10 protein-coding genes are annotated in these 23686 nt (G+C 70.8%); 2 read left to right on the top strand and 8 right to left on the bottom strand.

The genetic code is table 11. The annotated features are described in order from the left end of the window. Positions 1-52: 52 nt before the first annotated feature. From ACI2K4_RS11740 to ACI2K4_RS11760, 5 genes are all read right to left on the bottom strand, one after another. On the bottom strand, positions 53-6241 hold the full coding sequence (locus ACI2K4_RS11740) for a S8 family serine peptidase (RefSeq protein ID WP_404510465.1): 6189 nt from the start codon (positions 6239-6241) through the stop codon (positions 53-55). Between the two features lie 14 nt (positions 6242-6255). Further along, positions 6256-6381 carry a hypothetical protein gene (locus ACI2K4_RS11745; RefSeq protein ID WP_404510466.1) on the bottom strand — a complete coding sequence of 42 codons (126 nt, stop codon included), beginning with the start codon at positions 6379-6381 and terminating at the stop codon, positions 6256-6258. 98 nt (positions 6382-6479) lie between these two features. Beyond that, positions 6480-9374, bottom strand: a complete 2895-nt coding sequence (locus tag ACI2K4_RS11750) for an ATP-binding protein (RefSeq protein WP_404510467.1) — start codon at positions 9372-9374, stop codon at positions 6480-6482. Between the two features lie 350 nt (positions 9375-9724). After that, positions 9725-10891 carry an acyl-CoA dehydrogenase family protein gene (locus tag ACI2K4_RS11755; RefSeq protein ID WP_404510468.1) on the bottom strand — a complete coding sequence of 389 codons (1167 nt, stop codon included), beginning with the start codon at positions 10889-10891 and terminating at the stop codon, positions 9725-9727. 135 nt (positions 10892-11026) lie between these two features. Beyond that, positions 11027-13834 (bottom strand): M14 family zinc carboxypeptidase, encoded by a 2808-nt coding sequence (locus tag ACI2K4_RS11760; protein ID WP_404510469.1) that lies wholly within the window; start codon positions 13832-13834, stop codon positions 11027-11029. 368 nt (positions 13835-14202) lie between these two features. Between ACI2K4_RS11760 and ACI2K4_RS11765 the strand changes: the two genes are divergently transcribed. Together ACI2K4_RS11765 and ACI2K4_RS11770 are read left to right on the top strand one after the other, a co-directional pair. Then, positions 14203-15630, top strand: a complete 1428-nt coding sequence (locus ACI2K4_RS11765; RefSeq protein WP_404510470.1) for a UDP-glucose dehydrogenase family protein — start codon at positions 14203-14205, stop codon at positions 15628-15630. A gap of 174 nt (positions 15631-15804) precedes the next feature. Continuing rightward, positions 15805-21027, top strand: coding sequence for an SCO7613 C-terminal domain-containing membrane protein (locus ACI2K4_RS11770; RefSeq protein WP_404510471.1), 5223 nt, complete (start codon positions 15805-15807; stop codon positions 21025-21027). 14 nt (positions 21028-21041) lie between these two features. Here ACI2K4_RS11770 and ACI2K4_RS11775 read toward each other — a convergent pair whose 3' ends face one another. The 3 genes from ACI2K4_RS11775 to ACI2K4_RS11785 are packed head-to-tail and all read right to left on the bottom strand — an operon-like array spanning position 21042 to position 23111. After that, positions 21042-21476 carry an NUDIX hydrolase gene (locus ACI2K4_RS11775; protein ID WP_404510472.1) on the bottom strand — a complete coding sequence of 145 codons (435 nt, stop codon included), beginning with the start codon at positions 21474-21476 and terminating at the stop codon, positions 21042-21044. Beyond that, on the bottom strand, positions 21473-22330 hold the full coding sequence (locus tag ACI2K4_RS11780; protein WP_404510473.1) for a hypothetical protein: 858 nt from the start codon (positions 22328-22330) through the stop codon (positions 21473-21475). Before ACI2K4_RS11780 ends, ACI2K4_RS11775 begins: the two co-directional genes overlap by 4 nt. 1 nt (position 22331) lies before the next feature. After that, positions 22332-23111, bottom strand: coding sequence for a GntR family transcriptional regulator (locus ACI2K4_RS11785; protein ID WP_404511751.1), 780 nt, complete (start codon positions 23109-23111; stop codon positions 22332-22334). Positions 23112-23686 lie beyond the last annotated feature (575 nt).

Genomic DNA, 23686 nt, shown 5'->3' on the forward strand with positions numbered 1-23686 from the left:
CGACGACCTGGGGAGGCTCTGACCACTACCGCTGGCGGATCGGTTGGCTACCTCAGAGGCGCGGGTCCTGCTGGACCTTCAGGGCGTTGAGGATCGGGTCGCCCTCGCCCTTCTCGCGGGTGAACTGGATCTTCAGATCGCCACCGGTGTGCTCGACGGTGACCATGTTCGTGTCCGCTGTCAGCGCACCCACCTTCGCCTGCACGTCGTGGTCGTAGAGCACGACCTTGCCGTCGACCAGCACATCGAAGGCACGCTTGCCGGCCTTGACCTTCTCGATCTCCGCGAAGTCGAGGCCGATCCGGTACGTCCCCGCAGGGGCGTTCCTGAACACGTAGCTGAACGTCTCGTCGCTCCGCTGGGTGCGGAACAGCGCATCGTCCCTGGTGCCGGCGATGTCGGCCTTGGTGGTACGCACCCTGCCGCCGACGTAGCCCCACGACCGCGAGCCGAGCGCCTGGTCGGGTGACCAGACGAAGCCGTCCGCCCCGACGTATCCGGATCCACCCACGTCGACGCCCTTCCAGTAGGCCGAGGTCGCCAGACGAACCGGCTTGAGCTGGGTATCGCCCTTGGCGGCGTTCGCCACAACGAGCACGTCCCCGACAAGCACGCCGGGCGCGACGCCGGCGTTGTTGGCCGTCACCGTGACCGTGGTGGACTTGCCGACCGCGAGCGTGACCGCGCCGGACACGGCCGCGCCCGCGAGGGTCAGCCACGGAAGGTCGGCGGCCTCGTGCCCGCCGTCGCTGGTGCGCTTCTGCTCGCTGATCCGCACTTCGAGCGGGGCGGAGCCGGTGTTGGTGACGGTCATGTCGGCCGTCGCCTTCTGGCCCCGGTCGAGGAGCCAGTCGAGATCAGCTCCGGTGACGGTGGCGACGCCCGTGGTCAACGCCGTGTCGACCACCTCGGCCTGGTCCTTCTTGGCGAGGGTCACGGGGCGGCTGACGGTGACGTAGTTCGGCGCCTCGACCTGCACGGTGTTCCCGCCGAGCAACGCCTGTGCCTTCCACCGGCCCTTCGCGTCGGTCGTGATGACCCGCTCACCGGCCGGTCCCCGGAGCGTGACGATCGCGCCCTCGATCGGCTTGCGGTCGTTCGCGTCGGTGACCGTGCCCTCGATCGTGCCCGCCGCCGGGAGGCTGTACTCCAGCCCCAGGCCGGCCTTCAGGACTGGCTGGTCGAAGGAGTACTGGCTCGCGGGGTTGCGCGTCAGGCTCTCCAGCCCGACCGTCGCCGACGACCCCCGGGTGAGCGGGTTGTCGCCGCCCACGCCGTCGCCGTACCCGATCTGGATCCGTCCGTCCGCGATCAGGGTGACCGAGAAGCTCACGCGAGCCGTCGGGTCACTGTAGAAGGCGACGTTCCGCCACTCGACGACCTGCGCCGCCAGCCCGTCGACCTCGGTCGTACCGAAATAGATGCCCGCCTCGTCGTCGACGACGAGGTCGTCCCAGAGCGGATAGATCGCGTCGATCGGGTACGGCGACGGCAGTGCCGTGTTGCTCCCCGACGTGTCGGCGCGGTCGAAGGTCAGCGTGCCGTTTGTCGTCACGCACACGCCGTCCCAGGCCGTGTCGTAGAACGGTTGGAGGAAGTTCGAGCCGAACCACAACACGCCGCAGAGGTCGTCGCCGTGCCACCCGGACTCCTCCGTGCCCTGGCGGTAGAGCCCGTCGGTCACCTTCATCGAGTACGAGCGACCGGCGGGAGCCACCGGCACGGGACCCGGATCCGGCTGCTCGGGCTGTTCCTCCGGCTCCGCCTCGTCCGCGCGTGGGTCGAGCGTCACACGCAGCGCCGCGATGGTCGGGGCCGCCAACCCCTTCGAGCCCCGCAGTTCCACGGTCAGCGGACCGCCCTCGTGCTTCACGACGGCGGTACGCCAGTCGGCGGCGTTCGGCCCCACGGACGCGGCCGGATCGTACGCGTACTCCGTCAGCGTTCCGTCCACGAGGACGTCGAACACCCGCTTGCCCCTGGCCACCCTCTCGATCTCGGCAAACCCGAACTCGATCGCGTAGGTGCCCTTGGGCGCGTCGGGGAAGCGATAGAACAGTTGCTTGTCCGGCGTGGTGCGCTGCGACTGGAACAGCGCGTCGTCCGTCGTGCCGGCGATCCCGGCCTTCGTGGAGGTGACCTTCGTCTTGCCCTCGTAGCCCCACGACTTCTTGCCGGCGGCCTGGTCGGCGAACCAGGTGTAGCCCGAGCCGTCGGTGAGCTTCGAGCCGCCGACGTTGACGCCGACCTGGTACTTCGTGGTCGTGAGCGTTACCGGGACGTAGGTCTTGGACTGGCGTCCGGAATCGGACCGCACCACGACGTTCGCGCCGAGGACTCCGGGCTTGGCGCCCTTCGAGGAGATCGAGACCTTGACGGTCGTCGACTGACCCGGGGCGAGGGTGCCGCCGGTCGACGAGAGCGACAGCCACGGCAGGTCGGTGATCAGGTCGTCCTCGACGTCGACAAGCACGACGTCGTCGGCGATCTGGTCCGCCGCCCACAGCGCGCCGGTCGAGTCGGTCTCCAGGCCGCCGCCCTGACCCGCCTTCTGGCCCGGGAACCACCACGCGTTCACCAGCGAGCAATCGTCGGGGTCGACCTGGAGCAGGCGGGTGGGCCTGTTCGAGGTGAGGTCGGTGTACCAGATGGTGTCGGACGCCTGGTTGTAGGCCAGGCCCATCACCTCGGGCAGCGGCGGGGCGCAGAAGGACAGCAGCGCACCCGGATTGTCGTGCGACGTACCGGCGACGGTCCCGATCATGCCGTTCGCCCGGCCGCCGACGTAGAACACGTCCTCCGTCGGGTTGTAGGCGAGTCCAGTCAACTGCAGGGTGGACCAGTCACCCTTGATCTGCCTCGTCTCCTTCCCGGTCTCCCGGTTGAAGCAGTGGATGTAGCTGGCGGGGCTGTCCTCCATCTGGCACATGTCACCCGTCTTGGTGTCGAGTGCCATGTCGAACGCCCGGTACGCGGGGTTCCACGACGCGTCGAAGACCTTTCCGGTCCGCTTGCCGGTCACCGTGTAGGCGGTGTTGGTCCGCGCGTTGTAGTCGTGGACCCAGACGTCGCCGTCGTACCCGATGCCGGAGGGCTCCTTTTCCTCGGTCCTGCCGGGGATGGCGATCCGGGTGATGACGTCTCCGCCGGAGGTCGCGCCGATCTTGGCAGCCGCCTGCGCCTCCGCAGCGCTCGACGTGGCACCCTTGCCGTCGACGCTCGACGGTTTCATGCCGCTCGCGCCGGTCTTCCAGGCGGCGAGGTCGATCGTGCTGGCCGCACCCGTGCCGGTGCGTCCGGTGGCGCCGGCGGCGTCAAGGTCGGGGTGCCGCGCGGCCTCGCCCAGGTTGTACGTGAGTGGGGCGGAACCGTTGTTGGTGAGCGTCAGCGAGCCCACGCCGTTCTGGTCGGTACCCAGCAGCGCGTCGAGGCCGTTGGCCTTCAGGCCCGCGACACCCGTGGCCAGGCGTGCGTCGATCTTCGCCTTCGCGTAGAGCCGGTCGAGTGAGAAGGGGTAGGTCGCGGTCGTGTAGTTCGGCGAGTCGACGGTCATGGTGTAGCCGCCGACCGGAAGCTGGCGGTGCACGATGCCCGTCCCGTCGGTCGTGACGGTCTCGACGAGCCCGTTGCCGTTGCTGAAGGAGACCTTGGCCCCGGCGACCGGCAGCCCGTCGTTCTGGTCGACGACGGTCGCGTCGAGGTACCCGAAGTCAGGCATGTCGTAGCTGACGACCATCCCGTCGTGCAGCACCGGGGCGCTGTCGGAGAACCGGATGCCGTCGACGCCGGCCCAGCCCTGGATGCCGGTGGTGGCGTGCGCGCCGGCAGTCACCGGGTCGTCGGTCCCGACGCCGTCGCCGTACCCGAAGATGACGGTGCCCGAACGGGTGAGCGTCGCCGAGAAGTTGACCGGCTCCGTGTACTCCGACCGGGTCGGATAGGCCCAGAGCCTGGCGTTGCGGTACTCGACGACAAACGCGTCCTCACCGTTGACCTTGGTGGCTGCCGTGAAGACACCGCCGCCGGGGGCGAACTCCACCGGACTCTCGACGTAGAACGGGAAGATGCCCGCGCCGCCGTAGCCGGGTCCGGTGGCGCCGTCCGGGGCGATCACGCCGCGCAGGCCGATGCCGAGGGTGTCGTGGCTGCCGTTGTAGAGCGCGATCGGGAACGGCAGTTTCACCGTGGCCCAGACACCACTGCCGAACGTGACCGGTTCGGTGCCGCGCAGGTACTCGCCCGCCGAGACGGCGCAACTGTAGCCGCCCTCGTCGACGACGAGCCCGACCGGGATCTCGGGTGACTCGTTTTGCGCGCCGACGGTCAGCGGGACCGTCGTTGGCGAGAAGCAGGCGTTCGGCTTCACGGCCAGCTTGTACGCACCTTCGGGGACGGCGGCGATCGTGAACGCGCCGTTGGCATCCGTGCGTACCGGCTTCAGCGGCGTGTCCATGACGGAGACGTCGGCGTTCAGGACGGGCCGCCTCTTGTCGTCGACGACCCTGCCGCTGATGTCGTGCCGCACGGCGGCCGTGAGCGGCAGCTTGACGGAGGTGTCCTGGCCGAGGGAGACCGTGACGTTGGCGGACGCGGTCAGGTAGCCGAAGACCTTGGTGCTCAGCCGGTATTCGCCGACCGGGAGGTTCGTCGTGAACCGGCCGTCCTTGTCGGTCCCGATCGAACGGCTGAACGGGCCGCTGATCGTCACGTCAGCGGCGGGGACCGGGGCGCCGTTGGCGGTGACGACACCGGTGAGGGTGCCGCCCTGCCGGGGCGCGAGTTCCAGCAGGCGGACGAGGTCGAGCCGGCCCTCGCCGTACTTGTTGTTGACCTCGGCGGTGCCGCCGCACTCGGAGTCGTCGACGTCGACGGCCGACTCGGCGAGCAGGCGGCGAGTCTGGTCGACCTGCCCGATCAGGGTCGGGTCGTAACTCCAGAGCGCCGCGACGCTGCCGGCGACGTGGGGTGCCGCCATCGATGTGCCGGACATCTCGACGTAGCCGTTGTTCGGGTAGGCCGAACGGACGCCGGCACCCGGAGCGGAGATTTCGGGCTTGATCCGGCCGCCTTGACCCTCACCCTTGCGGGAGAACGACGCGAGCGTGCCGTCCGACGCGTACGCGCCGACGGAGTAGGCGCTCTCGGCGGAGCCGGGCGAGGAGACGGTGTCGCAGGCCGCGTACGGCGTCGTGTTACCCGATGACCAGACGCTGAAAATGCCGGCGGCGGTCCATGCCTCGTCGATGGCCTGGAAAAAGTCGTCGAAGTTGTGCTCGACGGTCTGGCCCCACGAGTTGTTGATGACGTGGGGGCGCTTGGACGGGTCGGGGTTGTTCCCCTGGACGTCGGTCGGGGCGAGCAGCCACCAGCCGGACCGCAGCAGCGACTCGACGCCGGTGCTGTCGCAGCAGCCGTTCGTCGCGATCCACTGCGCGTCCGGGGCGACGCCGACGTGGTTGGTGCCGTCGTCGCCGACCATGGTGCCCATGGTGTGCGTGCCGTGCCCGTTGTCGTCGCAGGGCGCGCCCGTGCACGAGCCTCGGGTGGCCATCCAGTTGTAGTTGTGGTCGACGGAGCCGTCGGGCTTCGTGCCGCGGTACTGGTGCGTCAGGGCCGGGTGGTCGAACTGGACGCCCGAGTCGAGGTTGGACACGGTGATGCCCGCGCCGGTGGCGCCCATGGCCCACGCCTGCGGGGCGCGGATGGCGTCCAGACCCCACGTGACGGTGTCGTCCTCACCGGCGGCCTTCGGGGTGGCGGGTCGGGCAGACTGGTCGGTGGGGAGTTTCTCGTCCACGGGCTCGACCAGCGCGACCTGCGGCGTCGCGTGGATCTCGGCGACCTGCACCCGCGTGGCCACGTCGAGGGCGAGCTTCTCGGTGCCGCCCTTGACCAGCACGGCGTTGGCGATCGGGTAGGAGGTGTACTTGACGCCGGCCCGGTCGAGTTCGGTGGAGACGGATCCCAGGGAGTCCTTCGCCGCCGTGGTCAGAGCGTCGTAGACGAACTGACCACGGGCGGTCCAGTCGGCGATCCTCTTCGCTGGTCCGAGGTCGGCCCTGGTCTCGAACGTGATCCAGAAGTCGGAGGCCGGCTGGGTGCGGAAGCGGTCCTTCAGGGTCGGCGCGATCTTCTTGGCAGCCGTACCGGGATCCGGCTCGGCCGCGGAGGCCGGTATTGGCTGGAGCATGCTCAGGCCGACCGCTGCGGCCAGCGAAGCCGCGAGGGCTTTGAGTCTCATGGGGGTCCTTCCGCCTACAGGGGCTGGTAGGGGTCGTGGCTCTCGTGGTCGTCGGCGTCGGAGGCGTCGCGGGCGCTGTCGTGCGGCTCGCGCGGCAGCTCGAGAGGTGGCTGGTGCTCGACGGCGGGGTCGTCACGCACGACAGGTCGCTCAGGCATACATCGCCCATGGGCTATGGATCATGGAGTCATGCTCGGGCGACACGAGCGACCTAGCTATCCAGCGAATACGTCAATCTTCACGACGCGTCGTCGAGGGAGTCCTCTTCGGCGAACACTCCGGCCTCCACCGCCTTGACCGCGAGCGCGGTCCGGGAGGTCACCTTCAACTTGCGCATCGCCGCCCGTAGCTGCTGATCCACGGTGGCCGGAGACTTGGCCAGGATCCGGCTGATCTCCCGGTTCGTCTTGCCGGCGACAACGAGTTGGACCACGTCGAGCTCGCGCGGTGAGAGCTGGTCGCCGTACCCGCGTCGGCCGCCGCGCCACAGTCGCGGGACCTCGGCGCCGTGCTCACGGAGCCGCTGTGCGACACGGTCCGCGTCACCACGGGCACCAAGCCTGAACAGCCGTTCGTACTGCGCCGCCAGCAGTTCGCGGCCCTGCTTGAGCTGGCCCTGCGCGATGAGCGCCTCGGCCTGACGCTCGCGGGCGCGGATGGCGTCGTAGGGACGTGGCAACGCGCTCCAGGCACGCCCCGCCCGGCCGTACGCCGTCGCCGCGCGGGCGTGGTCTCCGGCCGCGGCGAGCAGCAGGGCACGGCACACGGTGAGCGCGGCGCGAGGCGCGGGCGCCGTACGGCCACGCAGTCCCCTGGCGAACTGGTCGCTCAGGCGGATCGCGGCGGTCAGGTCGCCTGCGGCGAGGTGCGCCTCGATTCGGGCCGGAACGAGGTCCGTCGCCCAGACCCAGATGCCCTTTCTCCGGACGGTCTCCATCGGCTCGTTCGTGATCTGCAACGCCCTGGCGCTGTTTCCGTCGGTCAGCCAGAGTCTGGCCAGCGCGGCGGCGGCCTCCATCGTGTCGTCGGCCGCGCCGAGACGGGCGGACTCCTCGAGAACCAGGCGGAACTGCTCCTCCGCCGCGCGTCGCCGCCCGGCTGCGGCTGCCAGCCGGGCCGCGAGCCGGATGCTACCGAGGTAGTGCGCCGGCCGGTCGCGGTCGGCGTCGGCGAGTGCCGCGCTCTTCTCCGCGAGACCCTCCCACCGACCGGTGAACCACGCCAGGTTGGCCTGTTCGAGTCGGACGTTGTGCTGCAACCGGGACGCCTGCTCGGCATCGGCGAGGCGCATCGCCACGGCGAGGTGTTCCTCCGCGTCGACGTACCGGCCCCAAAGCAGTGCGCCGGTCCCGACGTTCGCGTGGATGCGGGCCACGTCGAGACGCTCCGCCGAGGTCGCGCCGTCGATGGGCAGGCCGGCGACGACCTCCCAGGCCTCCTCTTCACCGAGCATGAGCAACGCCGCCGCTCGGTTGCCGGCCAGGTTCAGCCGGTCGGCGGGAGAATCGAATCCGGCGGTGAGTTCAGCGGCGCGATCCAGCCAACGCCGATGGGTCGACGCCGGCCACGGCCCCGCGTAAGCCCATCCGAGATAGGTCATTGCCCGAGCTGCCTCGACCGGGTCATGGTCGAGGTTGGCCACCGCCTGCTCGAGCTCGCCGAGTGCGGCCTGCGCCTCACCACCGGTGATCAGGAGCCGACCGAGGGGGTTGCGGATCTCGGCCTGCTCGCGGGCGGAGAGACCGGGGGTCTCCAGCACCGAACGCAGGGTACGGATCACGCGGTGGTAGACCTGGTCGACCGGTTCACGACGGCACAGTGCGGCAACTCCGGCGATGCGCGCGACCCGTGCCCGATCCGTCGGCGGCAACACGGCCCACGACAACAGATCGACCAGTACGAGGACCGCTTTGGTGTGGTCACCCGAGGCCATGGCCAGCTCGGCTCCCTGCTCGGCGTACCGCGCCCAGGACTTCGTCTCGCCCGCCTCACGGAAGTGGTGGGCGAGGCGTGCGACAGGCGGCGGATGGATGCCTTCCAGGGCCTGTCCGGCCAGCAGGTGGAAGTGTCTGCGGTCCGTCAACGGGATCGCCTCGTAGACAGCCGTGGCGGCCAGCACGTGCCGGAATCGCCACTGGCCGCGATCGTCTCCGTCCAGGACACCGGCGTTGGCCGCCTCCGCGATGGCACCTCGACACAGGGCTGGTGACAGACCGGCGGTCACCGCGATCGTGGCCACCGACGACCGCTCAGCCAGCGTGGCCGCGGCCCGCAACACCTGCTGGGCCGTCGGGGACAGGCGGCCCACCCGCTCCCGGGTGGAGTCGCGCACGGTTGGCGGCACCTGCAACTCGCGCAGCTTCAGCCGGACCCACTGTCCGTCGCGGAAGACGAGGTCGGCACGGTCGCACATGAGGCGAACCGACTCCTCCAACGCCAGCGGAACACCGCCGGTCCGCTCGTGCATGAACGTCGTGAACTCCTGCGATATCGGGTTGCCGTCCAGCATCGAGGAGACCAGCGCTGCCGTGCCGTCGGGCCGCATCGGTGCCAGGGCGATCCTCAGTTGGGTTACGCCGGCGGGCAACCGGGACGTGAGCCGCAGCAACAGCGACCCGTCGTCCACCTCCTCGGGCCGATAGGAGATCACGAGGCTCGGCCCGTCCGACTGCTGTCGAGAGGTGACGAACAGCAGGAACTCCAGGGTCACCTCGTCGGCCCAGTGGGCGTCCTCGATCACCAGAACGTCCACCCGCAGAGCCCGCAGCAACTCGTCCAGGGCGCGGAACAGGCGATGCCGTGCCGCCTTCGCGTCGTCCAGGGGCTGCAACGCGGGCGGCAGGTCCGAGGACCATTCAGGGAACAGGGGCCGTAACGCACCCGCGAGCTCGGTCAGCCGCAGTCGCGAGACCGGGCGGTCGATCCCACGGAACGCGTCGACGATCGGCCCCAACGTCAGTGACTCGCGAAGCGGTGGGCACACCGAGACCAAGGCGGTGCGCTGGTCCGGCGTGGCCAACCACTCGCGCAGCAGTCGGCTCTTCCCGATTCCCGCCTCGCCCTCCACCAGCACGATCGCCGGTGGCCGGGCCAAGGCGCCCCGGAGCGCCGCCATCTCCCGATCACGACCCACGAACTCCGGCGCAGAGATCGTCGGTGAAGTCCCGTCGTCCTCGGGCGAGGGGTCGAGCATGCGTGATGATCTCGCTTTTCACGGCCCGGGCACAAGTACCATCGCCGCGACTCACGATGCCCGATCCTCAGCCGCACGCCCGGCCCCGAACACGTTCCGGCGGGCACGAGCGGGGCGGTTGGTGCGCGGACGCCGCCCGAAGCCCTGGCGCCCGTCGCACCACGGACAACGGGTTCATCAATGTCCGCCAGCGCCACGGGCGATGGCAGACGGTTGCGGCGCGACGACGGGTGGGATCGGATCGTTACCGCCGTCCAACCGTCACCACGGCTCCGAACAGGGAAAACAGCCTAAGCAATGCCGCCCAGGAGCTGCCGTGCCATAACGATCCGCTGCACCTGGTTCGTACCTTCGTAGATCTGGGTGATCTTGGCGTCCCGCATCATCCGCTCCAGCGGGTAGTCGCGGGTGTAGCCGTAGCCACCCAGGAGCTGGACCGCGTCCGTGGTGATCTCCATGGCGGCGTCGGAGGCGAAGCACTTGGCCGCCGCACCGAAGTAGGTCAAGTCGGCGTCGCCCCGCTCGGACTTGCCGGCAGCCGCGTACGTCAGCTCCCGGGCCGCGGTCAGCTTCATGCCCATGTCGGCGAGCATGAACTGGACGCCCTGGAAGTCGGCGACCGACTTGCCGAACTGCTTGCGCTCCTTGACGTACCCGAGGGCGTAGTCGAGGGCGCCCTGGGCGATGCCGAGCGCCTGCGCGGCGATGGTGACCCGGGTGTGGTCCAGCGTGCGCATCGCGGTGGCGAAGCCGGTGCCGGGTTCGCCGATCAGCCGGGCGGCGGGAATCCGTACGTTGTCGAGGTAGACCTCGCGGGTCGGCGAGCCCTTGATGCCGAGCTTCTTCTCCGGGGCGCCGAAGCTGACCCCGGGGTCCGACTTCTCCACCACGAAGGCGGAGATGCCACGCGAGCGGGCGCTCGGGTCGGTCACCGCGAAGACGGTGTAGTACTCCGAGACACCGGCGTTGGTGATCCAGCGCTTGACCCCGTTGAGCACGTAGTGGTCGCCGTCGAGCACCGCGCGGGTGGTCATCGAGGCGGCGTCGCTGCCCGCCTCGGGCTCGGAGAGGCAGTACGAGAACATCGCCTCGCCCCGGGCGACCGCGGGCAGGTAGCGGCGCTTCAGCTCCTCCGACCCGGAGAGCAGCAGCGGCATGGTGCCGAGCTTGTTCACCGCCGGGATCAGCGAGGACGAGGCGCAGGCCCGCGCCACCTCCTCGATCACGATCGCGGTGGCCAGGGCATCCGCGCCCGCGCCGCCGTACTCCTCGGGGATGTGCGGGGCGTGGAAGTCGGCGGCTCGCAGTGCCTCGTACGACGCCTTCGGGAACTCAGCGGTCTCGTCGGCCTCGGCGGCGTGCGGCGCGACCTTGGCGTCGCAGACGGCCCGGACCGCCGCCCGGATCGCCCCGTGTTCCTCGGGCAACTGGTAGACGTCGAACGTTTCGGTGCTCATCGCGGCCCTCCCCTGGGGAACACATCGTGGACCCAGTTGTACCGCGCCCGGGTGGGGCGGGGCTACTGAACGGTAACAAAGTTCACTGGCCCCGCCCCCGGATGGACCCCTTGTTCACCCGGGGTCCACCCGTTCCTAGCCGATCAGAGAGCGCATCCCGATCCCGCTCGTCCGCAGGTCCCGGACCAGGTCACCGAGGTACGGGTGCTCGTCGGACTGGAGTCCGTCCGGGTTCGGGACGACCAGGAAGGTGGAGTCGCCGACGACCGACGCGCGGGCGTCACCGGTGTACTTCCCGATCACCGCCTGGGCCCGGGCCTGGTCGGCGGCGGCCACCTCGATGGTGATCGGCCGCCACTGCCCGCCCAGGTTCTCCGGTGCCGGCGCGGCGGCTGCCGCCGCCCGGGCCGGGTCGACCGCGTCGGTCCGGCGCAGGCCGGCGGTGGCCGTGCCGGCCGGGGCCAGCAGCGCGTTCGCCACCAGGTGCAGACCGCTCTCGTTGTACGCCCGGAACAGCGGGTTGAACGCGAACAGCACCGCGTGCCCGGCCCCGGTCGGCTCGTCGACCAGCGCGACCGTGCCCTTGAGCAGGTCCTCGCCGACGGTGTAGCCGTTGTGCCAGAACCGGTCGTCCGACGGGTAGGTGAGGACGTTCACACCGGTGGTGCTCGGCCGCAGCACCGAGTCGCCGTTGTTGAACTCGAAGTCCTCCGCCGGCCGACCCAGCGCCACCGGGCTGCTGTGGTCGACGTCGACCCGCAGGTGCGAGCCGACCATGGTGTAGCCGGCCGGCTTCGTGACCTCGGTGGTCGAGGTCAGTCCGGCCGCCCGCGCCATCCGGGTGCCCTGGTTGCGCAGCCCGACGTAGGTGCCGCCGGCCGAGATCCAGGCCCGCAGGTTCGCCTGCCCGGTCGCGGTGAGCCCGCCGGTGGCGTTGCTGCCGTCCGGCACCAGCAGGGTGCTCCGGTCGGTGAACCGAGAGCTGTTGTTGTTGATGTCGGCGGTGGTCACCGTGGTGACGTCGAGGCCCCACTGGTCGCCGAGGACGTACCGCGCCTCGCCGTACGAGCCGGAGGTGGTGCTGATCCCGGTGCCGGCGAAGAGGCCGACGTCGGGCCGGGTGAGCTTGGTGCCCGAGGGGGGCAGCTTGCTCGGGTGCAGCGTCACGCCGTACGAGGCGGCGAGCTTGTCGAGCTTCGGGGTGAGCCGGGCCGACCGCATCCCGACCACGCCCGTGTTCAGGTCACGCAGCAGCGGGATGCCCTTGCCGAGCAGCTCGAAGGTGAACTTCGCCGCCGAGGCCGAGTCGAGCTTCCAGGTGTACGAGCCACCGTCCGGCACGATCGAGCTGGTGCCGCCCTTGTTCTCCTTGACCCGGTTGGCCCGGGGGTTCACCTCGTCGCCGGTGGAGATCGTGTTGATCCCCATCAGCAGCGGGTTGCTCCACGACGACACGTCGTAGAAGTACGGGAACGGGGTGTACGGGTCCTCGCCGAGGGTGGCCTGGATCCAGTGCTTCTGCGGCTGGTTCATCTTGATCCAGTACGCGCCCTCGGGCACCACCACGTTGGTCGCGCTACGCCCGCCGAAGACCTTCGCCGTCGGTACGGTCACCGACTCCTTCAGCTCGTAGACCTCGACATCCATCTTGCGCAGCCGCTCGACCAGCGCCCGCACGTCGGCGAGCTGCCGGTCGGGGAGAAGGAAGTACGACTTGATGTTGCTGTCCGGTACCGGGAACTGCACCTCGTTGGTGGGCTGGACCACCTCGTTCGGCTGGAGCGTGCCGGCGGCCCCCTCGGCCAGGGCGTCCTTCCAGATCTTGTAGTAGCTGTTCAGCACCTCGCGCTTGTTCGCCGAGGCCCAGCCGAGCGTCGCCCACTGCGTGTTGAACTGCTGCTGCACCCGGTCCTCGATCGCCGAGGAGCTGCCCTTCTCGAAGGTCATGCCGGCGGCGCCGAAGCCGGTGGCCGGCACGGTGTCGCCGTACCCCATGAAGAAGAGGTCGTAGGTGTCGTAGTTGAAGTAGCACTCGGTGGTGACGGTGGCGCTGCAGGCGCCGTTGTAACCGAAGCCGGCCTTGTTGGCCTCACCGATCCGGTTGATCCAGTCGACCACCTCGCCGGAGATCTCGTGGTGGATCGGGTCGGCGTTCGGCGGGAAGAAGTACTCCCGGCCGCCCATCTCGTGGGCGTCGATGTAGACCTGCGGCGGGTACTCCCGCAGCATCTCCAGCTTCGCGTCGGTCTCCGGCTGGGTCCGGGAGAACCAGTCCCGGTTCAGGTCGAAACCGAACTCGTTCTGCCGGCGGTTGGCGTCGCGACCGTCCGGGTTCTGGGTCGGGACGATGACGGTGACCAGTTCCTGGTTGCGCTTCTGTACGTCGCAGGAGAGGCCGGCGGCCAGCTCGTACAGGGTCTTCAGGGCGGCGTCCGCACCGCTCTTCTCGCCACCGTGCACGTTGCCGGTGACCCAGACGATCGCCGGGCCACGCTGGGCGATGCCGGCCGCCTTGGCCGGGCTGGTGATCCGGGGGTCGCGGAGGTCCTTGATCCCCTCGACGATCGCGTCCAGCTCGGCGGGCTTGACGTGCTGCTCGTTGGAGACGATCGCGTACGGCAGCGCCTGACCGAGGACGCTGGTCGCCATGGTGCCGGTGACCACGCGGTCGGACGCCGCGTCCACCGTCGTCAGGTAGGACCGGATCTCGTCGCTGGTGACCAGCCGCTGCTGACCGACACCGAGCGGAATGCCGAGCGCGGCCTCCGGGCTGGGCACCGAGTCGAGGTGGGCCGACGGGTCGGGAACGCAGGCCGAGGCGGCGGTGGTCGCCTGGGCGGCGCTAACGTTGAGGAGCGGTAACAGCGATGCGGCCAGGGCAACCGCTGCCCCGGCGGCCAGCCGGCGAGGGGCCGGCCGGCGACTGGCTAGGGATTTTCTCATGTAGTACTTTTGTCCCCTTCTGCGAAGCGGGCGTCAGGTGGCTCGGAGCCTAGGTGCCCCGATAAAGACAGGTCAAGATCAATTTGGGCGAACGGGGATCGGGTGAACGGGCCGCAGTCGACGACCGTCGCCCGCCCCCGGAGGCGGGCCAGATTGTGAAGATGCCGACCGAACGGGCGGTGGCCCGATCCGGCCGCGTAAGCTCTGCCACTGTCGTTGCCTGCGTAGTCGGCCCTCCGGCCGACCCCTCGGAGTAACGCGCAGATTGCGTAGTACCAAATAATTTGTCCCAGTTGGCGTCGTGGTGACGCCGCCCTGCCCACCGCGACGCAAGAAAGCGCCGCCCAGTGCGAGCGGAGAGAACAGGCGTGACAATCCCGTACCCGAGCACACAACCCAAGCCGGCAATCGTCGCGGTGACCCCTCCCTCCGGCGCCGCTCGGCCGCGGCTGACCTTCCTAGGCACCGGCTACCTGGGTGCGACGTACGCCATCTGTTTCGCCGAACTCGGCTACGAGGTGATCGGGTTCGACGTAGACGCGAACAAGATCGCCAAGCTCTCCGGCGGTGAGGTTCCGTTCCACGAGCCCGGCCTCGACGAGCTGCTGCGTCGCAACCTCGCCGCCGGCCGGCTCCGGTTCAGCACCTCGTACCAGGAAACCGCCGACTTCGGCGACGTCCACTTCATCTGCGTCGGCACCCCGCAGCGGGCCGACGGGATGGGCGCCGACCTGTCGTACGTCGAGACGTCGGTCACCGGGCTCGCCCAGCACCTGACCCGCAAGGCCCTGATCGTCGGCAAGTCGACCGTGCCGGTCGGCACCGCCGAGTGGATCGAGCAGCTCGTGGGCAAGCACGCCCCCGCCGACCTCGGCGTGGAGGTCGCCTGGAGCCCCGAGTTCCTCCAGGAGGGCTTTGCCGTCGAGGACGTCCTGCGCCCCAACCGGATCGTCGTCGGGGTCAAGAGCGAGTGGGCCAACGGCATGCTCTACTCCGCGCACAAGGGCGTCTTCGACCTGGCCGCCACCGAGGACCGGGAGGTCCCGCTGGTGGTCACCGACTTCGCCACCGCCGAACTGGTCAAGGTCGCGGCGAACGCCTTCCTCGCCACCAAGATCTCGTTCATCAACGCGATGGCCGAGGTCTGCGAGGTGGCCGGCGGCGACGTCACCCAGCTCGCCCGCGCGATCGGCTACGACCCCCGCATCGGCAACCGCTTCCTCCAGGCCGGTGTCGGCTTCGGCGGCGGCTGCCTGCCGAAGGACATCCGGGCGTTCCAGGCCCGCGCCCAGGAGCTGGGTGCCGGCGAGGCGCTCCGGTTCCTGCACGAGGTCGACCTGATCAACCTCCGGCGGCGTACCCGGGTCCTCCAGCTCGCCGCCGAACTGCTCGGCCGCCGCTACGGCCCGGCCGGTCCCGACCTCTCCGGCACCCGGATCGCGGTGCTCGGCGCCACCTTCAAGCCCAACTCGGACGACGTACGCGACGCCCCGTCGCTGGCGGTCGCCGCGCTGCTCGCCAAGGCCGGTGCCGACGTGCGGGTCTTCGACCCCGAGGGGATGGAGAACGCCCGGCGGGCGCAGCCGGACCTCACCTACGAGGCGACCATGAACGACGCCGTCCGTGGCGCCGACCTGGTCTGCGTGCTGACCGAGTGGGCCGACTTCCGCAACGCCGACCCGGTCGCCCTCGGCGAACTCGCCGCCGGCCGCCGCGTGGTCGACGGGCGCAACTGCCTCGACTCGGCCCTCTGGACCCAGGCTGGCTGGGAGTACCGGGGCATGGGCCGCCCCTGAACGAGCGGGGGGTGACTCCCCCGTGAACTGACGTGAATCACCTCGGCCGGTCACGGATCCCATCGGATCCGTGACCGGCTTTTCCGATCTCCCACCGGCGAGGGACTGTTCAAGCGTTGCCTGCTTTCGGCATGCTTCCAGGTGAGTCCACATTGCAGGCCGCTGGGAGGTGCCATGAGTACGTACCGGTGCTCTTCGTGCGGTCGAGAGATCGAGGCCGCGCCCCGCTGCCCCCACTGCGGGGCCGAGCAGGGGCAGTGGGCGGACGACCTGGCCCGGATCGAGCGCTCCATCGCCGAGATCAAGATGCGCGACGCGGCCATCGCCAGCGAGCAGAAGCAACTCGCCGCGAAGATGCAGGCCGCCCTCTTCCAGCGGGACATCCTCACCCACGCCAACGACGAGCGCCGGAAACAGGCGACCAAACCCCGCCGGGTGCTGCGCCGACGCGGCAACCGGCGGCCACCGACCGCCGAACCCGGGCTGGCCCCGCCCCGGGTGCCCCGGCAGAGCCCGACCGCCGCCGCCTCAGCCGGCACCGACACCGGCACCGGGACCGCCGACGACCGACCGGTCGCCCCGCCGCCGCCTCCCCCACCGCCGCCCCGCCGCTCCGGTCCGGCCGGGATCCGCCGGCCCGGTGGCCGCCCGGACGACCCGCCACCACCGAACCACAAGCCGGAAGCCTCGACCCGCGAGGTGCAGGGCATCCTGCTCGGCCTCGGCGCGCTGCTGCTCGGTGTCGCCGCCGTCGCCTTCGCGGTGGTCGCGATCAGCGCCCAGGACGACTTCAGCCGGGTCGCGATCCTGCTCACCGCGACCGCGCTGATGCTGGTCGCACCGCCGCTGGTGGCCCGACGCGGGCTCACCGCCACCGCCGAGACCATCGCCGCCGTCGGCCTGCTCCTGGTGCCGCTCAACGGGTACGCGGTCTGGGCCATCGACGCGGTCTGGACCAGTGGCCTGCCCGGCTCGGTCTTCGCCGGCCTGACCTGTCTGCTCGCCGCCGCCGTCGGCTGGGTGTACGGCAGCGCCACCGGCCTGCACGTCGGCCGGTACGCCACCCTGATCGCCGGACAGCCGGTCCTGCCACTGCTGGCGTACGAGTGGATCAACGGGGCGACCGGCTGGGCACTTGTCCTGGCCCTGGTCGCCGCGATCGACCTGGCGCTGGCCCGGGCGTTCACCCGGGACGGCCGGCTGTTGGCCCCGCCGACGCCCCGGCAACCGCGAACGCCCCGGGTCGCCCCCGCGCCGACCGATGGTCAGCCGAGCGGTGACGGATCCCGACGGCGGGGCACCGACGACGTCGACGATGGACCGGAACGGCCGGAGTCGGCCCCCGAGGAGGCCGACGCCGTACTCACGGTGCCGACCGGGCGTCGGGAGGAACGGCCCGGACGGATCAACCCCGAGCCGGTCCGGCCGGAGCAGCCGGAACCCGTACGCACCCGGGCGGCGTGGACCAGCGCCGCCGTACCGACCACGCCGTGGCTGCGCGAGCTGAGCTGGACCCTGCACGGGCTCGCGGTCGGTGGCGCCCTGCTCTACGCGGTGATCGCGCTGGTCGGCACCGACTCCGTACCGGGGGCGCTCCGGGCCGGGCTGGTGCTCGTCCTGGCCGCCGCGATCGGGCTGGCCGGAGCCCTCTCGGTCGGCCGGGCACCGCTGACCGCGTTTGCCGCCGGGGTGCTCACCCTCGCCGTGATCGGAGCCGCCGGACGGGTCGCCGCCGTCGCCCTGCCCGGCCGGGCGCTGCTGCTGATCGCGCTCGTCGTCGCCCTCACCGGCCTCGGCGTACGGGTGGTGCCGGAAGCCTGGCGACGCGGGCCGCAACTCGCCTCGGCGGTCGCCCTGGTGGTGATCGGTGTGGTGGTGGCCGGCAGTGCGCTACGGGCCGCGCTCGCCCCGATCCAGGCCGCCCTGCCGGTCTGGCGGGCCGACCTCGGTGCCTACGCCAGCACGCTCACCGACACGGTCGGACCGGCCTCCTGGCAACTCGTCGCGACCGCCTTCCTGCTCACCGTCGCGGCGGTGCTCTCACTCCCGCCGGAGGTACGTCGCGAGTTCGCCGTCACCGGCGCCGCGCTCACCGCGCTCGCCGCCCCCGCCTCGCTCGGGCTCTCCTGGGCGGCGGCACCCTGGCCACCGGTGCTGGCCGCGATCGGCATCGGCGTGGTCGGCCTCACCGCCGACACCCGCCGGGCCGCGCTCGCCCACGCGGTGGCGGCCGGGGTCGTCGGGCTCGCCGGAGCCGGAGCCTCCGCCGCCCGCCCCAGCCTCACCGCCGCGGTTCTGCTCACCCTCGCCGTGGCCGGACTGCTGATCAGCCTGGCGCCGAGGATCGACGCCCTCCCCCTCGGCGAGTCGGGCCACCTGGTCAGCGCGTGGGCCGCCGGTGGTGCCGCGTTCGCCCTGCCCGGCGCGGTCGCCGCGTTTGTCGCCGCGACCGTACCGGTCGACCCGACCCCGACCGCCCTGTCGGTACGGAACGCGACCGAGCCGGTGCTCGCGGCCAGCTACCTGGCGGTCTGCGCGACCCTCGGTTACGCCGCGCTCGCCCAGGTCTCGCAACGGAACATCAGCCTGCCGCTGACCCTGGGCACCGGATTCGGCGCACTCGCCGTCACCGCCGCCGCGTTCGGCGCGCCCGGTGCCGCGGTCCCTGACGCGTGGGTCGGCGCGCTGCTCATGGTCGCCGCCGTGCTGCTCTTCCTCGCCCCCTCGATCGACGCCGGTCGGCGGGCCGACCGGCTGCTCGACGGCTCCGACTTCGCCGCCGCCGCCGCGACCGCCGGCCTGGTCGGTGCGCTGGCCCGGATCGCCGGCATCCTCGCCCCCGGTGCCGAGCTGGCGGTCGCCGCCGGGCTGGTCGTGGTGGTCGCGGTCGGCGTACGCGCGCTGCCGGAGCACTGGCGCCGGGGTCCGGTCCTCGGTGTCGTGCTCAGCGGCGGTGTGATCGCCCTGATCGCCGGTTACACCGCGATCAGCGGCGGCCTGCGGGTGCTCGCCACCCCGGGCCGGATCTGGGCCGCCGACCTGGACGCGTGGCCGATGGGCAGCACCGGGGCGAGCGCCTGGCAGGCCCCGATCGCGCTGGTCCTGCTCGCCGCGGCGGCAGCCGCCGCCCTGCCGCGCCCGTGGAAGTACGACGTCGCCGGGGTCTGCGTCGGGCTGGCCACCATCGGCACCCCGGCCGCACTCGGCCTGCCCTGGTGGTCACCGATCGTGGTCGGCGGGGCGGTGGCCACCGTGTACGGGATGGCCGCCGCCGCGGCGGCCGACCCTCGGGCCGGACTGGCCCGCGCCACCGTCGCCGCCGTGGTGGCGCTGCACGCCGTCGGGGCGAGCCTGGTCCGGCCCTGGACCACCGCCGCCGCGCTCGGTGTCATCGCCCTGGTCGGCCTCGTCGTCGCGCTACTCGCCCGGACGATCGGCCACCTCGCGCCCGCCCCCGAGGTGCACCGCCGCCACGACAACCGGCTCGACGACGACCCCGACTACGACGACCCGGAGTACGACGACCCGGACTACGACGGCCCGAGGTTGGAAGCGGCGGAACCGGTCGACGACATCCCCCCACACCTCGGCCAGATCGGCGGCGCGGCGGCCGGCGGCGCCCTGCTCGCCCTGCCCGGCGCGTTCGCCGCCCTCGCCGCCGCCCTCGGCTTCACCGCCGAGGTGGTGCTGACCAGCGCACTCGCCGCGTCGAGCCTCGGCGTCGCCCTGCTCACGCTCGCCCGCCGCTGGGTTCCGCGCTACCTGCCGTACGCGACCGTCGGGGTGGTCGGCGGGGCCACCATCACCGCCGTCGCCTCCATTCCCACCGGCCTGCCCGCCGGGGTCTACGCCGCCGCCGCCGCGCTGCTCGGGGTCCTCGCCGAACTGGCCCGGGCGGCCACCCCGCCACCGGGGAGCGGGGCCGAACCGGTCCGCCGCTGGTCGGTGTTGGGCGGCACGTTCCGCCGGATGCCGGACCGACCGCGTGGACGCTGGGCGATCAGCCCGGCGGTGGGCGCGATGGCCGCCGCCGTACTGCCGACCCTGGTCGCGGTGGCCACCCTGGGACCCGCCCTGGTCGCCGCGCTGGTCGAGCCGTACCAGGTGCTCTACGGCATCTGGGAGGGGCCGCCCGCGACGCTGGCGAACCCGACCGGCAGCGCGGTCGACGGCACCCACGTGCTCGCCGCGCTGCTGCTGACGGTGGCCGCGGCGATGGCCGCCACCGGTTTCACCGGCGGGCGACCGGCCCGCGCCATCCCGGTCGTCCTCCCGGGCGCCGCGATCACCGTGCTGATCGCCCCGATCTCGCTCGGCCTGGGCTGGCCGAACAGCACCATGGCCGCGCTCGCCGTCTTCACCATCGCGATGCTCGGGCTGGCGCTGACCCCGCCGCCACCGGACGCCGAACGGGCCCGGTCGCTGCGACTCGCCCGGATCCTGGTCTTCGCGATCGGCCTCGCGGCCGGCGGCGCCGGGCTCGCCGGTGCCCTCGCCACCCGCGAACTGACCCTGTTCACGCTCGGCGCGGCGGTGGCGGTCGGCGGCATCGCGGCGTTCGCCGGCCGGACCCAGACCGCCCGGATCCTCGGTTGGCTCTTCGCCTCGGTGATGGCCCAGCTCTTTGTCTTCACCGCCGGGGTGTTCGCCGGCCTGGACCCGGTCTGGTCCGCGTTCGGCGTGCTGGCGGTCGGCGCGGCGCTGCTACTGCTCGCCGCGACCCTGCCCCGGCTGCGGCAGCCCGAGTCGATGCGCGAGGCGGCCACCGTCGAGTGGACCGGGTACGCCGCCGCGCTGATCGCCGGTGCGCTCGCCTTCGACTCACCCCCGCACATCGCCGCCCTGCTCGCCGCCTGGGGTGCCGTACTCGGCGTGGCCGCCACCCGGCCGGGACGTCGCGTGGTCGCTCGGCAGGTGCTCTTCTGGGCCGCCGTGGCCTGCGAGATCACCGCCTGGTGGCTGCTGATGGGCATCTCCGACGTGGCGTTGCCGGAGGCGTACACACTGCCGTTCGCCGCCCTGGCCCTGCTGGTCGGCATCCTGGAGTCGCGGCACCGGCCGGACCTGAGCAGTTGGGTGGCGTACGGTCCCGCCCTGGTCGCCGCGTTCCTGCCGACGACGGTGATCGTGCTGGCCAGCGACGGCGACCTGCGGCAGATCCTGCTGCTGCTCGGTGGCGTGGCCGTCCTGATCTTCGGCTCCTGGCGACGGCAGCAGGCGCCGGTGATCATCGGCGCGGTGGTCACCGTGATCGCCACCCTGCACCTGCTCACCGTCTTCGGGCCGTGGCTGGTGTTGATCCCGGTCGGCATCGTGCTGCTGGTGCTCGGCGGCAGCACGGAACGGCGTACCCAGACGCAGGAACGCCTCCGTGGCGCCCTGCGCGGCATGCGCTGACCGCCCGCCCGGGATCAGCCCGCGAGCAGGCGTACGCCGTCGTGCGCCCGGACGGCGGGCACCGGATCGGGCCGGAGCGCGTCGAGGATGCGTACGGCGAACGCCTCGTCCATCTCGGCGGCGACCCGCTCGGCCGACCACCACTCGACGGCGGCGGCCTCCCGCGTCGGTCCGGGCTCCCCCGACACGAACCGGGCCCGGAAGACGAGCGCCACCACCCCGAGCTTCATGTTCTTGTAGACGCCGGTCAGCCGCTCGATCGATACGTCGGCGCCGGTCTCCTCCAGGACCTCGCGCCGGGCGCCCACCTCCGGCGTCTCGTCGAGTTCGAGCACCCCACCGGGAAGCTGCCAGGCCCCGTTGTCCTGCCGTCGGATGACCAACACCTGATCGTGGTCATCCACGACAACGGCGGCGACGCTCACGGAGTGTCGGGGGGTCTGACTCACGGATGTACCTCCGAGTCGATCACGCAATAGACGACCGTGGCGTCGTCATGGCTTTTGGGACGGGGACGCACCGATCCGGTGGGATCGGAATCCTCAGCCTCGCGGGCTAGCTGCACGAGGTGCCCCGGGCCGTGCAGCTGCGCCAGGTCAAGGAGACCGCGCCAATCGGTGATGTGATGCAGATCAACCACGGAGGAAGCCCCGTCCGTCAGCAGTGCCGCGCGGGTCAACCGGCCTGGGCCGGTCCCGGGCACGCTTCCCCGTACAGCATGGTGCGCCGCGGACGGGTTGGCCGCGGCAATCCAATATCCGCCCTCGCGATTGACATGCCGCTGCTTTGCAACCGTCAACTCCTGGATCTGCCGGATCTGCTCGTTAGAGCCAATCGGGTCGGTTCCGGAGAGTACCGCGTGCCGGTACGACCGGGCGACATCACGAATGCGCAGATCGCTTACCGTCTCGATTCTCCCTGAGCAGTCGAGCACAAGGGTGCTGTCACAGAGCACAAGGTAGTCGCACTCGTCGTCTTCGATGCGCAATGTGACCAGTGTCGACTGCGGCGTTCCTGGATGGTCCAGGTCACAGGTAGAACCATGTTCGCCGCATACCCGCCCGATCGCCTCCGCCACGAGATCAGCCAACTCAGCCTCGGGCGCGTCGGTGTAGCACCGTTCCAGATTCGCGGCGAGTCGCGACGCATACCACGCCGGACCATGTACGCACCCAGAGTCCATGCCCTCAACAGCGGAAACTCCGTCGAGCACCGCGAGCAGGCCGGGAGCAGCAACGACGAAGCTGTCCTCGTTCGGCTTGGCCTCGTCGCCGGCCCTACTCACCGCCTGAGCCGCGATCACTTCAGGTTCCCTCGACCATCCCTGCCGGCTTGGGGTCATCCCAGTCGTACCGCAGGGTCCAGAGGTGCCCCGGCATGACGTGGAACGCGGCCTCGATTGGTGCGTCCTCCGTCGTCCAGGCGATATGGACGATGTCGAACACTGGCTGGCCCGCGTCCAGGTCGAGCAACTTCCGCTCATTGTCACTCGGCATTCGGATATTGACGTCCTCGGAGAACCTGACGATGTCGTAGCCCATCTCCGCGAGCCGACTGTAGGAGCCACCGATCCCGGTGTCCGCCTGTTCGAGCGGACTGCCACCGGCGATACTCCAGGCGTAGTAACTGTCCGCGAGCTGAGTCGGCTCGTCGTTGGCAAAAAGTATGCGGCGGCGCACAAGCACATCCTCGCCCTCCGGCAAGCGCAAGGCCGCAACCACCTCTGGCCGTGCGCCGATCCGTCCGATCTCTCGATAGACGGTGTGGGAACGCAGTTGCAGCGCCGCTACTTCCACCGCGCCAGCGCCCGTTCCGTGGGTTCTACGCGCATAGCGGGCGCGGGCGTCACGGACGATCCTCGGCAGGGAGCGGACGAAGGTTCCGGCACCTCGACGTACCCGCACCAGGCCGCTCGCCCGCAGCATGCCGACCGCACGGTTCACCGTCACCCGAGACACACCAAGTTCGGCCGACAGCTCGGGCTCGCTCGGAAGGGCCGCGCCCGGCGGGTAGGTGCCATCCAGGATCCGACCGCGCAGCAGGTCGGCGATCTGCTCGTACTGCGACTTCGGCGTCTGGATCATCGTCACGCCACATCCGCTGCCGTAGGACATCTGACGTAGGTCACCCTAGTTGATCCCTGAAGACAACACCGGATGCAGACCGTTGCAAGATCGATAGTTGTTAGATGTAATACATCTTACGTCGGCCCGGTTGGTCACGAGCGTCGAGCCGCCGGCTGCATGGTCCGCCATCCCAGGAGGGGTCATTGATGCGCAAACGCGTGACATACGACCAGTACCTGTCGATTGTTGCCCTGACGTTCGCCCAACGGCACCGTCCCGTCTGGTCATGGAACAGGTGGCGACGCATCTGCCGCTGCGGCTCCGATCTGCCCTGCCGAGCCAGACACCGCGTGCCCATCAATCGGGGCCACTGGCCGGAGGGGGGCCGATGAGTACCCATCACCCGGTCATGCCGATCTGGACCTGTGGCGGGTGCGGACTTCCTTGGCCGTGCGGCACCCGACGCACCGAATTGCGGGCAGAGTTCGAGCAAGCGCCCGTGTCGTTGACGCTCTATCTCGGCGCCTACCTGGTCGCCGCGACCGAGGATCTGACCTGGATCCCCGCCGGGAGCCTGCACCAACGCTTCCTGG

Source organism: Micromonospora sp. NPDC050397 (assembly GCF_044901685.1).
Taxonomy (GTDB): domain Bacteria; phylum Actinomycetota; class Actinomycetes; order Mycobacteriales; family Micromonosporaceae; genus Micromonospora_G.

What these genes read in the sequence shown, in the direction of transcription:
- ACI2K4_RS11740 (WP_404510465.1), bottom strand. Translation starts at nt 6,241, where the DNA reads ATGAGACTCAAAGCCCTCGCGGCTTCGCTGGCCGCAGCGGTCGGCCTG.
- ACI2K4_RS11755 (WP_404510468.1), bottom strand. Translation starts at nt 10,891, where the DNA reads ATGAGCACCGAAACGTTCGACGTCTACCAGTTGCCCGAGGAACACGGG.
- ACI2K4_RS11760 (WP_404510469.1), bottom strand. Translation starts at nt 13,834, where the DNA reads ATGAGAAAATCCCTAGCCAGTCGCCGGCCGGCCCCTCGCCGGCTGGCC.
- ACI2K4_RS11770 (WP_404510471.1), top strand. Translation starts at nt 15,805, where the DNA reads ATGAGTACGTACCGGTGCTCTTCGTGCGGTCGAGAGATCGAGGCCGCG.
- ACI2K4_RS11785 (WP_404511751.1), bottom strand. Translation starts at nt 23,111, where the DNA reads ATGATCCAGACGCCGAAGTCGCAGTACGAGCAGATCGCCGACCTGCTG.